The 16708-nt window shown below is 48.4% G+C and carries 12 protein-coding genes; 9 read left to right on the forward strand and 3 right to left on the reverse strand.

Annotated features, from left to right (window positions below; all coding sequences use genetic code 11):
- Positions 1–17: 17 nt before the first annotated feature.
- Positions 18–548 (reverse strand): cysteine hydrolase family protein, encoded by a 531-nt coding sequence (locus tag ACKU35_RS09165; RefSeq protein ID WP_319765223.1) that lies wholly within the window; start codon positions 546–548, stop codon positions 18–20.
- A 245-nt stretch (positions 549–793) separates the two neighbouring features.
- Between ACKU35_RS09165 and ACKU35_RS09170 the strand changes: the two genes are divergently transcribed.
- Genes ACKU35_RS09170 through ACKU35_RS09180 form a run of 3 tightly spaced genes read left to right on the forward strand, consistent with a single transcriptional unit; the run spans position 794 to position 5632 of the window.
- Positions 794–1459 carry a CerR family C-terminal domain-containing protein gene (locus ACKU35_RS09170; RefSeq protein ID WP_319765226.1) on the forward strand — a complete coding sequence of 222 codons (666 nt, stop codon included), beginning with the start codon at positions 794–796 and terminating at the stop codon, positions 1457–1459.
- 13 nt (positions 1460–1472) lie between these two features.
- The gene (locus tag ACKU35_RS09175) at positions 1473–2552 is read left to right on the forward strand and encodes an efflux RND transporter periplasmic adaptor subunit (RefSeq protein ID WP_319765227.1); all 1080 of its coding nucleotides are present in this window, start codon (positions 1473–1475) and stop codon (positions 2550–2552) included.
- Positions 2549–5632 carry an efflux RND transporter permease subunit gene (locus ACKU35_RS09180; RefSeq protein WP_319765229.1) on the forward strand — a complete coding sequence of 1028 codons (3084 nt, stop codon included), beginning with the start codon at positions 2549–2551 and terminating at the stop codon, positions 5630–5632. The genes ACKU35_RS09175 and ACKU35_RS09180 overlap by 4 nt, the downstream gene beginning before the upstream one ends.
- A gap of 76 nt (positions 5633–5708) precedes the next feature.
- On the opposite strand, the gene ispH is transcribed toward ACKU35_RS09180, so the two are convergent.
- Positions 5709–6557 carry a 4-hydroxy-3-methylbut-2-enyl diphosphate reductase gene (gene ispH / locus ACKU35_RS09185; protein ID WP_319765232.1) on the reverse strand — a complete coding sequence of 283 codons (849 nt, stop codon included), beginning with the start codon at positions 6555–6557 and terminating at the stop codon, positions 5709–5711.
- A gap of 207 nt (positions 6558–6764) precedes the next feature.
- On the opposite strand from ispH, the gene ACKU35_RS09190 reads away from it, so the two are divergent.
- From ACKU35_RS09190 to hpnH, 5 genes are all read left to right on the forward strand, one after another.
- Complete coding sequence (locus tag ACKU35_RS09190; protein WP_319765234.1) at positions 6765–8147, forward strand: aspartate aminotransferase family protein; 1383 nt, start codon at positions 6765–6767, stop codon at positions 8145–8147.
- Between the two features lie 84 nt (positions 8148–8231).
- Positions 8232–10916 carry an MMPL family transporter gene (locus tag ACKU35_RS09195; RefSeq protein WP_319765236.1) on the forward strand — a complete coding sequence of 895 codons (2685 nt, stop codon included), beginning with the start codon at positions 8232–8234 and terminating at the stop codon, positions 10914–10916.
- Between the two features lie 3 nt (positions 10917–10919).
- A complete protein-coding gene (locus tag ACKU35_RS09200) occupies positions 10920–11699 on the forward strand; it encodes a PhnD/SsuA/transferrin family substrate-binding protein (protein WP_319765238.1) in 780 nt (259 codons plus the stop codon).
- On the forward strand, positions 11696–12421 hold the full coding sequence (locus ACKU35_RS09205) for a hypothetical protein (RefSeq protein WP_319765240.1): 726 nt from the start codon (positions 11696–11698) through the stop codon (positions 12419–12421). The genes ACKU35_RS09200 and ACKU35_RS09205 overlap by 4 nt, the downstream gene beginning before the upstream one ends.
- Positions 12422–12457: 36 nt before the next feature.
- Positions 12458–13474 (forward strand): adenosyl-hopene transferase HpnH, encoded by a 1017-nt coding sequence (gene hpnH, locus ACKU35_RS09210; protein ID WP_319765242.1) that lies wholly within the window; start codon positions 12458–12460, stop codon positions 13472–13474.
- Positions 13475–13573: 99 nt separating this feature from the next.
- Here hpnH and ACKU35_RS09215 read toward each other — a convergent pair whose 3' ends face one another.
- On the reverse strand, positions 13574–14293 hold the full coding sequence (locus ACKU35_RS09215) for a phosphorylase (protein ID WP_319765244.1): 720 nt from the start codon (positions 14291–14293) through the stop codon (positions 13574–13576).
- A gap of 229 nt (positions 14294–14522) precedes the next feature.
- Between ACKU35_RS09215 and ACKU35_RS09220 the strand changes: the two genes are divergently transcribed.
- Positions 14523–16688, forward strand: coding sequence for a methyl-accepting chemotaxis protein (locus tag ACKU35_RS09220; RefSeq protein ID WP_319765246.1), 2166 nt, complete (start codon positions 14523–14525; stop codon positions 16686–16688).
- The last annotated feature ends 20 nt before the right edge of the window (positions 16689–16708 follow it).

Raw genomic sequence — 16708 nt, forward strand, 5'->3', positions numbered from 1 at the left:
GGCGGGACTTTTTTGTTTTATAGCTCGTTAAGGATTGTTGTTGCAGGTTCAACCGTTACTAATATTGGCGCATACATTTCCGACCATACAAAATTATGGTGTTTAATGATTGTTTCGGCATCAAGATAGGGCTTATTCGCTGTGGTATGCGAATCTGATGCAACATGCACTTTGTGACCCATTGTTGCGGCCCGCCGAACAGTTGAATCCACGCAGAAATCTGTGCAGCATCCGGTGATGATCAGTTCGTCCACATTCATCTGAGTCAGTATTTGCTCAAGTTCTGTATTGCAGAAAGAGTCGCAATTGCTCTTCTCCACGGTTATGTCAATTGGCCGAAAATCCAGTTCATCCAGAATCTGCCAGCCTTCCGAATTCAGTTGCAGCCCGTCCTCTTCACTATTGTGGCGGATAAAGATTACCGGGAGGTTCTTGTCCCGTGCTTTCGCTATAAGTGAATTGATCCTGCTGATTACTCCGGTAGCGTCGTGACGGTGCCCCGCAGCAAATAATGCTTTTTGCATATCTATGATCAGTAATGCTTTCATGCTGATTTCCTTCTGAGAGGTCATTAAAGACTTTAGTCGACAGATTTTTAAAATATTATTTGATTGTTGGAAAGTGTAATCTCTTTAATTGTCTTAAGTGACTTAATTACAAAATGAATTTTTAAATATTAATATCAAACGTATTATTTAAACGAAATATTTAAACAAACGTTTGACTTTTAGTCGACCGATGACTATTTCTTTCTCCTAAAAGAATCAAAAACTCAGTAGAGAGGCTCAATAATATGACGCAACATACTAAGGGAAAAACAAATAAAGCACGTGGCGAAGAGACCCGTGAAAAGCTACTTAAAGTGGGGCTGAAGCTTTTTGCCATGAACGGATTCAATGGTGTCAGCATGCGCAGTCTTGCTGCTGAGGCTGAGGTTAATCTGGCTACAGTGGGTTATCATTTCGGCGGAAAGCAGGGGCTTTACGAGGCGGTTATTGAAGAGATTGTCCGTTTCCGTGATGAAGTTATGCCCGGAGAAGAGGCCGTTCTGGAGCAACTTGCCCGTTTTGAAGCCGGAGAGATTAGCAAAAAGGATCTGGTTGTCTGGTTTTTCCGGGCCCAGATGCACGGAATTCTCAGCGATCCCATCACTCTGTGGGGCGTTATGCTGATTAACCGTGAAATGGCAGATCCCAGCGAGTCATACGCGCTACTGGATAAAGAATTCTTTGCTCCATCTTTTGATTCTATGCATTTGTTGCTCAAGGCTGCAATGCCTGAAGGAACACCTTATACCGAAATTATTGTAGTTGGGGCCGCTTTAATCGGAATCGTCCTTAAATTTGTCAATCCCAAGCCCTGTACTGATCGTTTGGGCTGGTACGAAATGACCCCGGAACGAATTGAAGAGCTTACCGAAATCCTGTCCAGACGGGTGGTAGCTTTTGTTGGTTGCTAAGAGGTAGAATTAAATGAAAAGAATAATAGTTATTTCAATATTGGTGCTTGGTTTTGCCCTGAGCGGTTGTAAGGAAAAGACTGCTGAGGTGCATGAGGAACTTCGCCCGGTAAAGACTATGCAGGTAGGTTCCGGTGCCACGGGCAGGAATTGGGTGTTTTCCGGGACTGCCGAGGATGCCCTGCAGTCTGATTTATCATTTCGCGTCGGCGGTAAGATCGTATCTTTCCCCGGTGACCAGATCGGTCGTAAGTTCCGGTCCGGTGAAGTTCTCGCCCGTCTCGATCCCGCCGATTATGAACTGGAAGTGCGGCAGGCGGAATCCAAGCTTGAGCAGATCCGTGCCAACTACGTCCGTGCCAAGGCCGATGTAAAACGTATCAGTGAGCTTTTTAAAAGAAAGGTTGTTTCCAAGTCCGAGCTTGATCAGTCCGAAGCGGATTTTAAATCTTTTCAGGCTCAACTGAACGCTTCCGATAAGATGCTGGACATCGCCCGTAAGCATCTGCGCTACACTGTACTCAAGGCCCCTTTTGACGGCTGGGTCGGTTCGGTTGCGGTTAACATTCATCAGAACGTGCAGTCCGGACAGAAAGTTGTCGGTTTCAATGCCGGTAAGCAGATGAAAATGTCTATCTCATTACCGGATACCTTGATTGCCACAGTGAATGAAGGCGAAAAAGTGCAGGTTTCTTTTGATGCCCTGCCCGGTAAAACCATGCAGGGTGTGATCATGGAAGTGGGCATCGGTACCAATAAAGGAGCTTCCTTTCCGGTAAAAGTTTACCTTGATAATACCGATCAGAAGGTGCGCAGCGGCATGTCCGGCAACGTGCGCTTTGCAGGACGTTCGGTGGGTTCCAGTGTTTATGTCGTTCCATCGGCCATTGTCGGCAATCCAGACGGTACAAAGCATGTCTGGGTAGTCGAAGACGGTTCGGTTGTTAAGCGCCGTGAAGTTGAAGTAGGTAAAATTTCTTCAAGAGGCGTGCTGATCAAGAACGGTCTTAAGTCCGGCGAAATAGTTGTCACCCGCGGCGTCCACTCTCTTAAGGACGGGCTGAAGGTCCGTAATGTTGGGGGGCTGTCGTGAACCTTGCCAGATGGTGTATAGAAAACAACAGAACCTCAATCGCTCTGTTTTTGCTGATTGCATTTGCCGGGGTTTCCACCTTTTTCAGCATTCCTAAATCCGAGGATCCTGATTTTACCATCAGGGTTGCTGTTATTTCTACTGTTTTTCCCGGTGCTTCTCCGCAGAGGGTGGAAGAGCTGGTTACAGACAAGCTGGAAGAAAAGATTAGGGAAATTGATGTTATCAAGAACGTTAAGTCCCAATCCATGACCGGTCTTTCAATTATTGAGGTGGAATTTCAGGATAGCCAGAAAGATATGACCCCTATATGGCAGCGACTGCGCAATAAAGTGCTCGATGCCAAGAAAAATTTGCCGCCGGAAGCTTATGAACCGGTGGTGAACGATGAGTTCGGCGACGTTTATGGGATTATGGTCGCCCTTACCGGGGATGGTTTCAGCTACCGAGAACTAAAAGATGTTGCCGATTACACCCGCGATGAACTGCTTTCCATCCCCAGTGTAGGTAAAGTAGAGCGTTGGGGTTTACAGGATGAACGGGTTTTTATTGATTTTTCAAATTCGCGTATGGCCTCGGCGGGGATAACTCCATTCGCACTTGCCCAGATGCTGAATCAGCAGAATATGATTCGTCCCAGCGGTTCGGCCAAGGTCGGACCTGAGCGCATCTATATAGAACCGACCGGGGAATTTAAGTCTGTTGACGATATCAAAGACATGTCTTTGCGTGTTGAAGGTATGAAATCTTCGCTCAAGCTTTCCGACGTGACCAACATTACCCGCGGATTTGCAGATCCTCCGGGAGTCATGACCCGTTATGACGGAGAACCGTGTATCATGCTGGCTATTTCCATGGCCGATGGTAACAACATAATGGAAGTGGGCAAGCTGGTCTCCGCCAAGCTGAAGAAACTCTCCAAGAATTTATACCATGGCATGGAATACAATGTGGTCGTCTATCAGCCTGATTATGTTGATACAGCGGTTACCGATTTCATGATCAACCTGCTTGAATCATTCGTGTTTGTCGTAATCGTCATCCTTGCTTTTGCCGGATTCAGGACCGGGCTCATCGCTGGTTCTCTGGTTCCTATGGCTATGCTCGGCTGCCTGAGCCTGATGCCTGTTTTTGGTGTGGGGCTGCAGCGAATTTCCATTGCTTCACTGATTATCGCGCTGGGAATTCTGGTTGATAACGGAGTTGTTGTGTCCGAGGCTATCCTCGTACGTCTGGCAGCGGGTGAAGAGCGTCTTAAAGCCGTTGTCGGAGCAGTTTCTGAACTCTGGATGCCGCTGCTGGCCGCATCCCTGACGACTGTTTTCGCGTTTCTGCCCATTCCGATGGCAGATAACGCCACCGGGGAATACTGCTTTTCGCTTTTTATCGTGGTCAGCCTGACTTTGCTCTGTTCATGGGGATTGTCCATGTCCATGGTACCCATGCTTTGCTATTATGTGCTTAAACCCAAAAAAATGATTCAGACTTTTTCCAGCCGAATGTATCGCACATACCGGTCGATGCTTCTTTTCTGCCTGAAGCACCGTCCCAGTTTTCTGGCTGTTGTAATTGTCTGCTGTATGGCCGCGTTCTGGGGATTTCAGTTTGTGCCCAAAATGTTTTTCCCTCCCAACGAACGTGCCCAGTTCACTATTGATTTCTGGCAGCCGTTCGGTACCGATATCACTTCCACAGCGGACGAAGTGACTAAGCTGGAAAAAATTCTGCTTAGTGATAAAGGCGTTGAAAGTATCGGAACATTCATCGGACATGGTGGCCCGCGCTGGTATCTGCCGCTCAACCTTGAGCAACGTAACGACAACCTTGCCACCTTTATCGTCAACACCAAGAGTGTGGAAGCTACCGATGCTGTTATCGAGCGAACCCGCGAGGAGATTAAATCCAAGTTTCCTGATGCGGACTTCAGTCTCAAAAAGCTTATGAACGGTCCTCCCGTCGGTGCTCCGGTGCAGATACGTATCTCAGGACCGGACCAGAAGACCCTGTATACCCTGCGTGACAAGATATCGGCTTTGCTGGATAAAACTCCCGGAGTTGCCCGTGTATGGGACGACTGGGGCCAGTGGACTAAGAAGATGGAAGTAAATGTGGATCAGGAAAAAGCCCGTCAGGCCGGTCTGACCAGTTCCGATGTGGCTCTTAGTCTGCAATCAAGTATGAGCGGATATAAGGCTTCCATCTACCGCGATGGAGATACCAATATTCCCATCATGCTGCGTTCGGAGGGCGATTTTCGTAACCGTCTCGATAAACTTGAGAGTCTGAATGTATACTCATATCAGGAACAAAAAAATGTTCCATTGAGTCAGATAGCTTCATCTGAATTGGTCTGGCAGCCTTCGGATATCCGCCGCAGGGACCAGACAAGAACCATGACAGTAAAAGCGGATCTTTTCGACGGTTACTTCGCCATTAAGACTCTTGCTACTGTACGTCCTGAAATTGATAAGATGATGCAATCCCCTGATTGGCCTGTAGGATATTCTGTTGCCTACGGCGGTGAATTCGAGAAGAGTCAGGAAAGTCAGGAAGCCATTAACGCCAACATGCCGCTCGCAATGGGCCTGCTGGTGCTGGTTCTTGTCTTCCAGTTCAACTCCTTCAGGCGTCCGCTGATTATCCTGCTGACTTTGCCGCCCATGATGTGCGGTATTACTCCGGGAATGATCCTGACCAATTCGCCATTCGGGTTCATGCCCATGCTGGGGATGATCAGTCTACTGGGTATTATCGTCAATAACGCGATTATGCTTATTGACCGCATTGAGATTCTGGTGAAGCGGGGACTTGATATGGCTGATTGCATTGTGCTGGCATCCCTCGAGCGTGCAAGGCCGATCATCATGACCGCAACCACTACGATTATCGGTATGGTTCCGCTTTCATTGCAAGGCGGGGAAATGTGGCGGCCCATGGCAAACTGCATCATGTCCGGGTTGATGTTCGCCACCGTGCTGACCCTGATTCTCTGCCCTGTCCTTTATTCACTTTTCTTTAAACAGAGTTTTAAGAAATATGAATGGGATCAGGCTGTGGTCGAGAAGGGCAGTGATGTCTAGGTTTTAGATTAAAAACATAAAAAGGCCCGCAATTATTTAAAATTGCGGGCCTTTTTTATTGTTGTATAAAATAATCTTACAGGCTTTTGAGAATCTGTTTGATGTCGTCCACCAGACGTTTGGGGGTTGATGCCCCGGCGGTGAGACCGATCTTGTTCAGCTTTTTAAGTTCTTCCCGGGGCAGTTCTTCGGCTGTTTCAACGTGGGTGCACTTAGTACCCGCGGCTTCGACAACCTGCACCAGACGTCGGGTATTGCCTGAAATGCGTCCGCCGACAACAATCATGTGATCAACTTCTCCGGAGAGGGCGATGGCCTCATCCTGACGCTGGCGGGTGGCATCGCAGATGGTGTTCAGGGTTACGAAATCAATTTTCTTGCTTTCAAGGTAGTTGATGCATTTGGTATAGATGGCGCGGTCCTGAGTTGTCTGGGCAGCCAGACAGTATTTCTGGGCCGGGTCCAGATCGAGATTTTGCAGTTCCTCAAGGGAATCGAAAAGGTGCGGTCCTGCCGGGCCGTAGCTGAGCAGTCCTTTTACCTCCGGGTGGCTGTCTTCACCGTAAAGCAGCAGCACGCGGTTATCTTCTGTATTTCTCTGGATAAGCAGCTGCGCTTTTTTTACTTTAGGGCAAGTTGCGTCGATCACATTCACCCCGCGCTTGCGCAGTTCGTCTTCCACGGATTTAGGAACACCGTGGGCGCGGATCACCACATACGCATCTTCAGGAACTTCATCCGGGTTTGTGGCGGTGATGATGCCCTGTTTTTCATAATCTTCCAAAACCTGCGGGTTGTGAATGATAGGTCCCAGAATATATATTTTTCCGCTTTCGTTTCTTTCAATAAGGGAATCAAGTTTATTAAGGGCGAGGTCTACACCCATGCAGAATCCGGCTGTTTCAGCCCTGATTACATCAACCATTTATGGCCTCCAAATATTTCACGATAATGTTTTCCGTGTTTTCGTGCTTGATTTAACTTATTTATATTACATTTCATCTCTTCATTTGGCAATGGCCCGATTTCGGGCTGAACTTGTCCATAACCCATTGACCCCAGGGTGGAAGGGAGTTATTTTCCACTAAAAAAAATCAGATATTAATATTTGTAATTAATTGGAGCCTGTGAAATGAGTTCTGAAATTGTAAAAGAATATAGAAATAGACTCGCGGAAGCCTACGAGCTGCACCGCAAATATGTAAATCCTCAGTTTGTGCGTGTTCTCGAAGTTATCGGCTATGATCGTAATTATGTGTCTTCCGAGGGGGCGTACCTGACCGATGCCAAGGGAGTTCAGGTCCTTGATTTTCTGGCCGGGTTCGGTGTTTACAACATCGGACGCAATCATCCTTTTGTGGCTGATGTGCTTAAGGAAATGATGGATGAAAAAACTGCCAGCATAGTGCAGATGGACCTCGGTGTCATGTCCGGTATGCTGGCGGAGAAACTGGCCAAGCTTGCCCCGGGAGATCTTGAGGCCGTATTTTTCACTAATTCCGGAACTGAAAGCGTTGAGGGAGCACTTAAGTTTGCCCGGCAGGCCAGCGGAAAACATAAACTGGTTCACTGCCATCACGCTTTTCACGGTTTGACTCTCGGGTCTTTATCCGTAAATGCGAATCCCGAGTTCAGAAATCGTAATGAACCGCTCCTTCCGGATTGCGTAGCCGTGCCTTTTAATGATCTTGAGGCTCTGGAAGATGCGCTTAAAGGCGGAGATGTGGGAGCTTTTATTTTTGAAACCGTGCAGGGCAAGGGTGTTTTTGTGCCTGATGAAGGTTACCTTCAGGGAGTGCGGGAACTTTGCGATAAGTACGGTACTTATATGATTGCCGATGAAGTGCAGTGTGGTATGGGCCGTACCGGTAAGATGTTCGCCGTGGATCATTGGGGTGTTAAACCCGATATTCTGGCCATTTCCAAAGCTCTTTCCGGCGGATATGTACCTGTTGGCGCTATCATTACCACCCGCGAGATTCACGGAAAGATTTTTGATTCCATGGAGCGGTGCTTCGCCCACTCCAACACATTCGGGCAGAACGATCTGGCCATGGCGGCCGGGCTGGCGACCATCGAGATTCTGGAAAAAGACAAACTGGCGGATAATGCAGCCGCAATGGGCGCACGCATAGAAGAAGGTCTTAAGAAACTTGCCGATAAGTATGAGATGCTGACCGAAGTTCGCGCCAAGGGTTTGATGATCGGCATGCAGTTCGGTGAGCCTAAATCAATGGCTCTTAAGGCCAGCTGGAAACTGTTGCACAAAATGAATGATGACCTTTTTTGCCAGATGATCACCATGCCGTTGCTGGAGAAGCACAACATCCTCAGTCAGGTTGCCGGGCATGGTCTTGATACTGTCAAAATCCTGCCTCCGCTGATGATTAATGATGCTGATGTCGATAAATTCCTCGCCGCAATGGATGATGTGCTTAAAGAAGCGCATAAGATCACGGGTTCTGCATGGAAAACCGTAAAGGATCTTGGAATCCGTACCGCTAGGACTTCTTAGCGTCTTTCTTTTCCCGAATGGGACCCGGATTTTTCTGCCTCTAAAAAAGACCCCTGCCGAATCTGTTGCAGCGGGCAGAGTTTGATGAATATTTTTTATAATTTCTTAGAAATAATAATTCGTTCCATTTTACGGCTGGTCCGTAAGGCACCGGTCGCCATAGTGATTTGTGCTGTTCTGCTGGCGGTAGTCTGCGCCGGCTCTTCAGCTCTCTGGCTTAAACTCGACAGCGATCAGGATAACCTGATTTCGCACGAGCTTCCTTTTCAGAAGCGAAATCTGGCTCAGATTAAAAATTTTGGTGATCAGGAATACATGTTTGTGGTCATCAAAACCGGAGAAACAGAAGCTGGTAAAGCAAAGGCGGCGGCCTTCGCTACCACACTTGCCGCAAAACTCGAAAAACGCCCTGATCTCGTTAAGGCTGTACATTACGCCATGTCTGCCCGGGACATGGGACCGGGAGTGCTTATGTTCGCCTCCCCGGATGAGTTGCGCCAGTTTGTGAGCCTAGCCCGGGATTTTGGTCCCTTAGGTAAAGAGTGGTTTGAATCTCCGGGATTATCACGTTTTCTGAATATGACAGCAGGCCTGCTTTCCGGTGAGAAGGGCGGCAGTGCTGATTCGGAAATGTTCGGGCCGTTCATTGGTGCGGTGGATAATCTTGTGGGCGAGATGCAGACTTCGCTTACTTCCGGTCCTGACAGTGAATCCCTGAATGCTCCTGTTTTCGATCTTGATAAGGCCGGAATTCATTATTTCTTCACCCGCAACGGCAAGCTGCTCATCATGCGCATTCTGCCGAAGAAGAATTTTCAGGTCATGGACGTGATCGGTCCTTCGCTGAATTTTGTGCGTTCTTCGCTGGAGACGGTCCGTGCTCAGTATCCCGAAGTTGACGCGGGGCTGACCGGACGGCCTGTGCTTTCTGCTGATGAGATGCACACTACAGATCAGGATATGACCATCGCCGCAGTCATTTCAGTGATTGTGGTCGGGGTTCTGTTCATGTTCATTCTGCACGGCTGGCTGCGGCCCATGCTGGTCATGGGATCTCTCTTTTGCGCTATGGCCTGGACTTTCGGGTTCACGCTGGTCACGCTGGGAAGTCTGAACCTGCTGTCAATCGTCTTTGCCCTTGTGTTGGTCGGTATCGGAGTTGATTTTGGTATTCACATTGTCATGCGCTATGTGGAGGCCGCCGATTCGGGGTTTTCGCCTGATGAAGCGATCGAAGAGGCTCTGATTCATACCGGACCCGGCGTTATGCTCGGTGGATTGACTTCCGTCTGCGCATTCTACGCCGTGCTGGGTCAGGATTTTGTCGGACTGGCTGAGCTGGGGCTTGTGGGCGGAACCGGTATTATCTTTTGCTTGATCTCCATGCTTACCGTGCTGCCGTCCGCAATGCTTATCGCGGGGCGCCGCAACTGGTTTCCCTCTTCCCGTCCGCGCATGGCTACCATGCCGTTCATGGAAAAGGTTGTTTCCCGTCCGGTGGCAGTGCTGCTGGTGATGGGAGTTTTGACCGCTTTGGCTTATCCCGGATTTCAAAAGGCAGGATTCAACTACAATCTGCTGGAGCTGCAGGCTAAAGGGTTGGAGTCTGTTGAGTACGAACATGTGCTGATTAATGATTCCGACGAATCGACATGGTTCGCGGTTATGACCCGCCCTGATCTTGATTCCGTGAAATCATTGATTGCGGAACTGAAGCAGGTCCCCTCTGTGGGGCGTATCGACTCCATTCTGGATTACCTGCCCGAAGGACAGCAGGAAAAGGCTGAAATCCTGCGCGGTGAAGCCGCAGTGTTGAAAGGGATCAACTTAAGGCCTCGTAATAATTCTCTTGTTCCATCCGAAGTTGCTGCTTCCCTTAAAAATTTAATTGCAGCCCTTGAGCAGCTTGAGGAAAAACTTTTTTCCGCCGGGGCCAAAAAAGAATTGAATCAGGTCGGGGATATTATCGATCGGGCAGATGCCTGTCTTGAAATTCTGGAAAAAAATCCTGCCGACGCGGTGAATCTCACTCCGCTGCAAAACAGACTGGTTAGTGAAATTTCCGATTCTTTCGCTTGGCTCAAGGAAATTCTGGAAGTGCGTTCAGTCACCCCTGATGACCTGCCTGAACATTTACGTTCACTGTACGTCGGCAAGGACGGCAGCTTTATGGTCAAGATTTCCCCGGTAGAAAATGTCTGGGATTTTGACAAGCTGACCGGATTTGTGGCTGATCTGCGTAAGATTGATCCTGAAGTAACCGGGGTTCCGGTGGTTGTACACGAGTCTTCACTGCTCATGCGGGAAACTTTTCTGCAGGCCGCCGGTCTGACTATTATTCTGGTTTCATTGATTTTGTTTCTGAGCTCTTTCAGCATCAGTTATGTACTGTTGAGTCTTATTCCGCTTTTTGCGGGGATATTCTGGCTGCTGGAGGTAATGGGGATTACCGGACTGAGCTTCAATTTAGCCAATTTCTTTGCTATTCCTGTACTTATAGCCATCGGAGTTGACGGCGGAGTTCATTTTCTGGCCCGCTGGAAGGAACTTTCCGAGGGAGAGCGTCTCTACCATACCAGTACGCCGGTGGCGGTTGGGCTTAGCTTCTGCACTACCATGATCGGTTTCGGCGGGTTGCTTCTGGCGCACCATCGCGGACTCGCCTCTCTTGGCGGGATCATGGTTACCGGGTCCGCTACCTGCCTCGTGGGCTGCATGGTTGTTTTACCTGCCGTTTTCAGATTGATTGAAAAGATTAAAGGGAAATAGTCTATGTTTAGAAAAGTTACAGCGTTTGCGTTTATCCTTGTGCTGGTCATGATCAGTAGTGCTTCTGCCGGAAGATTCGACTTTGCCGTGATTCAGCCCGGCCAACCCGGAACCACAGTGGAAGCACAGCCGGTTATGGACGAGCTCGCCGTTTATCTTTCAGCAAAGCTGGGCGAGAAGGTGCAGGGCGTATATTATAATGACCTGACAAAGGCACTTGATTATCTTGATAAAAATAAACCGGCATGGTCCATTTGCGGGTTGACGTTTTTTAAGAGTTACTCTGCTAAATTTCCTATGACCCCGGTTGCTTCCACCCTGCCTCAGGGTATGAAAAAGGATGTCTGGCGTCTGATAGTTCCTGCAAGCGGCCCTGACTCATATGAAGGAGTAACCGGAAAAGTATACGGCTCCATGCTGTATACCCCGCAATCACTCGAGATCCTGTTGGCCGGTAAAAAGGGCGGTAATTTCAGCCCGGAAGGCACACGGAAGGCCCTGCGTATGTTGCGGAAAGTAAATAAAGGCCGGATCGCAGGAGTCGTGCTCGATGCTGTGCAGTACTCAGTAATAAAGGATTCGGACCGTTATTCCGGCACCAAGGTCATTTATACTTCTCCTGAGCTGCCCAACAGCCCGGTAGTCTGGTTCGGTGAGCCGACTGACGATGCTTTTCGGCTTCAGTCCGTGTTGCTGGATATGTCCAAAGATCCGGCCGCCAACAATCTTTTAAAACTATTGCAGACTTCCGGTTTCAACCCTGCTGACAAGGATCTGAAATGATGAAGCTGCCTCGCTTTATTCCGTTGCTTGTTCTGTTATTTATTTGTGGTTGCTCCGCAAAATATAACCTTCCTCTGTACGAATACAACGCTGATGGAGTGGTACTCTGGAAACCGTGTTCACAGGCGCAGGCCGCAGTGCTCTTTAAGTCTTCAAAGGATGAAGATGTACTGCAGGGAGCGGCCTGTTCGGCATGGCTGCTTGAAAGCGGAACAGTGGAGACCGCAGCTTACGCGGAATATTCTCAGGCAAGGCTGAAAAAATTTCTGAATAAAAATAATCAATCCGGTTTGGGACACTATCTTTTGGCTTATTTAATTGCTAAAGAGGCTCAGCTTGCTCCTTTAAAGGGTCTTGACCTTGTGCCCCGGATGGAGCAAGAAGCACTCGCAGCGTCCAGACTGTCTCCGCAAGTTGACCACGGAGGTCCGGCCCGTTTTCTCGGTGAACTTTACCTGAAAGCCCCGGTTGCGCCCATCAGTATCGGAGACATGGACAAGGCTTTGGAATACTACGAAAAGGCCGTAAAGATTGCGCCTGATTTTTCCATGAATCATCTCGGTCTCGCCACGGCGTTGCTGGAAGATGATGAAATGAAGGAAGCTTGCGCCCATTACGACAAGGCCCTGCAAAGCAAATGTTTTGATGCAAAATTATTAAAGATTGATTCTTGTAAAAAGCTGGTCAAGGCCTGCTCGGCCCCGAAGACCGCTGAAAAGTAAACCCGCCTCAGATTCGGCGGTAAAGAGGTTGATACCTTGGCAATTCCTGCAATTCAAGTAGCTAGACTCGGCAAATATATTCTCACTCAGACCTTGAAAGGTAATAAACATTACCCCTTGGTTCTTATGCTCGAACCCCTGTTTCAGTGCAATCTGCGCTGCAAGGGATGCGGTAAGGTCAACCAGCCTCCGGAAATTCTCAATAAGCGTCTTTCTGTTGATGAATGCATCGCTGCGGTGGAAGAGTGCGGAGCGCCTATTGTTTCCATTCCCGGTGGTGAGCCCATGCTGCATCCGGACATGCCGACCATCGTAAGTGAGCTGATCAAGCGCAAGAAATTTGTATATCTTTGCACCAACGGGATTCTGGTCCCTGAGCGTATCAATGAATTCAAGCCCAGCCCTTATCTGACTTTCAACCTTCATCTGGACGGACCGGCTGAAGTACATGATAAAGTTGTCTGCAAGCAGGGTGTTTTTGATGCGGCGGTAAGGACTATCAAACTGCTCAAGTCCAAGGGATTCAGGGTAAATACCAATACAACTCTTTTCGGTGGACAGACTGCTGAGAAGGCCGCTGAATTTTTCGATTTCCTCATGGATCTCAAAGTTGACGGCATGACTCTTTCCTCTGCGTTCAGTTATGAAGCCGCAGAAGATCAGGATGCTTTCCTGACCCGCCCGCAGAGTGAGAAGCTTTTCCGTGAAATTTTCACCATCGGTAAAGGCAAAAACTGGGATTTCAGCCACAGCAGCTTTTATCTAGATTTTCTTGCCGGAAATCAGCCCGACTATAAATGCTCTCCTTGGGGAAATCCCTGCCGTTCCGTACATGGCTGGCAGCGTCCCTGCTATCTGCTCGAAGACGGCTTCGTCTCCAGCTACAAGGAGCTTATGGAACAGACCGATTGGGACAAGTTCGGTGTAGGTAATGATCCCCGCTGCGCCAACTGCATGGTTCACTGCGGTTTCGAGCCCACAGCGGTTGCTGATTCCGTAAGGCGTCCCATTAAAGGAGCTCTGCTGGCACTGAAGGGTGTAAGCGTAAAATAGTCTGCTTTTGGGTCCGAAATTCTTACTCGGATTTTCGGCGGAAGCATCTTAAAAATGTTTTAAAAAACTCCGCAATATTTATCGATATTGCGGAGTTTTTTATTTTAAAATTTCACCCAGTGCTTTTAAAGCCTTTGAATAATCCAATCCCATCGGGATTAACTCCAGTATCAGGCCGGGACGTTTTATGATGGATTTGAGAATTGGTGAAAGCTGAGTCCTGCCTGATTTATCAATTCCTCCCAGCGACTCTTCGGGAATGCCCCTTTTGTAATCGTCACTTACAGCGCGGAGGCAGCCGAAGGGAATTCCTGCTTCTCGTGCGGCCTGCGCGACTGCTACGGATTCCATATCCACAGCCAGAGCTCCGGTGCGCTCGTGCATGAAAAGCTTGTCCTGCGGGGTTAGCACAGGGCTTGCGGCCGTGATAAGTTTGCCGCACTGAATATTTCCGCAGGCCGGAATTATCATGCTTTTCGCTTTGGCGTCATTCTCGTTTTCAAACCATGATTCTATATCCGTGATATCGGAATGGATGCTTGTGGCGGCCACAAGGGTTCCGGCTTCGAGACCGGCCGCCAGTCCGCCGGAAACTCCGATACTCAGAATTAAATCAGGTTTTTCAGCACAAATGAGTCTTGCTGCTTCGGCAGCACGCGCAATGCCTATCCCGGAAATAATGCAGCGATAACTTACGTTGTTTATATTTGTTCCGGAGAGGATCTGGAACTTACCTGTTTTTTCGTTTTGCGGTGCCGGGCAGACTGCTTGAGCTTCCTGTTCCATTGCCGCGACTATAGCGATTTTTATTGATTTCATTGCTAATCCTTTGGTAGTGATAGTCTTGGCGGAGGATAAATCAGATATGAAAACGGGTAAAGATACCAAATTACATATAAATTAATTTAAAAAATTGCCGAAACCGTTTTCGAGTACTTCTGCGATGTGTTTTTATATCAATATTGACACATAGTGAAAATGAAAATAATTAGCACACTGGGGTTATAGTGAGTGTATCATTCATAACTTTAATTAAGGTGGTTACCATATGAAGTGGTTCAGAAATTTAAGAATGATGTACAAGATCATGCTGCCGGTCGGAGTTCTATTGCTCCTGACTTTAGGTGGTATGGAGTATTTTGCAACGCAAAGTAGTTCTAAAGCTATTGAAAAAGCAGCAAAAAAAGAAATTTCGGCCCTTGCTGGAGAATATAGTGGACGTATTCTCAATTTTATGACCTATGCGCAAGGACAGACTCAGGGGTTGGCAAGCACTTTTGCCCAGTTTAGACGTAACAACATTGAACTGAGCAGAAAAGATGCCATCGCCATGCTTGTAGGTCTCATCAAGGGTGATGATAATTTTATCGGCGGCAGTAACGGTTGGGAACCTAATGCATTTGACGGTCGCGATGCCGAATATGCAAATACTGAATTGCACGATAAAACCGGCCGACTCATTCCGTATGCTTTCCGGGCTGGCGGAGATATCAAGGTTGTTCCCCTTGCCGAGTATTTTGTACCCGGTGACGGCGACTATTACCTAAAGCCCATTGAAAGGCGCAGACCGTATATTACTCCTCCTTATCCTTATGATGTTGATGGCAAGCGTTTCATGCTGACGACTATCGGTTCACCCATCATGGTTGATGGGCGTCCTCTCGGTGTTGTTTGTGTGGATATGCCCATCACCAATATCAGCAAACTCGTTTCTGAGATTCATCCTTACGGTACTGGTTATGCATGGTTGATGATGCCGAACGGCAACTTTATCTACCATCCGGTAGAAGAGCGTATTGGAAAAAATATGTTTGATTTAGATCCGTCAGCCAATAAAGAGGATTTACATCGGGCATTAGCAGAAGGTGAACCTTATTTTGAGATTCGTGTCTCTGCAGCGAATGGTAAGAGATCCATGATTCAGTATGTCCCCATTGAATTCAAGAATAGCGGTCAACGCTGGTATCTTGCTGTCAGCGCACCATTGGATAAAATTCTTGCTGATGCGAACGCTCTTACCCGTGACCTTTTGACCATGGGGGGAATTGCCCTTGTCCTGGTCATGATTGCAATCTTCTTTGTTGCCCGCTCTATTTCCAAACCCATCAGAGTTATGGCCGATGGAGCTATGGAAGTTGCAGGCGGTAACTTTAAAATCCGTCTTGACGAGTCCATTTTCGGTGGAGAACTCAAAACCCTGCATTCAGCTATGCGGGCAATGCTGACCGGGCTGGTTGAGAATATTTCCAAGGCTGAAAAAATGGCCGAGGAAGCCAAGGATCAAACGGAGAAAGCCCAGGTGGCTCTTGAGGAAGCTGACAAGTCCCGTGCTGAAGCTGAAAATGCCAAGCGCGAAGGCATGCTCCATGCTTCCGAGCAGTTGGCCGGTATTGTTTCTCAGGTAGCCAGTGCAAGCCAGGAGCTTACCGCCCAAATTGATGAATCCAGCCGTGGTTCTGAGATCCAGCGTGAACGCACAGCTGAGTCTGCCACTGCTATGGAACAGATGAATGCCAGTGTCTTGGAAGTTGCGCGTAACGCGGCCGAAGCTGCAGATTCCGCAGATAACGCTCGTACTGAAGCGGAGAATGGCGGACTCATCGTTAACGATGCGATTGAGCGAATTAACCGTGTTCAGAGTATGACCCTTGAAATGGAAAAAGGTCTGGGTACGCTCGGTGAGCAGGCTGATGGAATCGGCAAGATAATGAACGTGATCACAGATATTGCCGACCAGACGAACCTGCTGGCCCTGAACGCAGCAATTGAAGCTGCCCGTGCCGGTGATGCCGGAAGGGGATTTGCGGTTGTTGCTGATGAAGTCCGGAAGCTGGCTGAAAAAACAATGGAAGCCACCAAGGAAGTCGGAGACTATATCTCTGCCATCCAGAGCGGTACCCGTGACAATATTGACGGTATGACCAAAGCGGCAGCAGAAGTTTCTGCAAGCACCGAGCAGGCTAATAAGGCCGGCGAGGCGCTCAAAGGAATTGTCGAAATTGTCGATGAGACCGCAGGGCAGGTACGCAGTATCGCAACTGCTTCTGAAGAACAGTCTGCGGCAAGTGAACAAATCAACCGAAGCATTGAAGAGGTAAACCTTATTGCCAACGACAATGCTCAGGCCATGCGCGAGTCATCCACTGCTGTGGGAGAACTCATGCACCTCGGTGAGCAGCTTTCCGAACTGATTGAAGAGTTGCGCAAAGCTTAGCCCGATAAATTAAATGAACA

Origin of the sequence: Maridesulfovibrio sp., assembly GCF_963676065.1 — a bacterium.
Taxonomy (GTDB): Bacteria; Desulfobacterota; Desulfovibrionia; order Desulfovibrionales; family Desulfovibrionaceae; genus Maridesulfovibrio.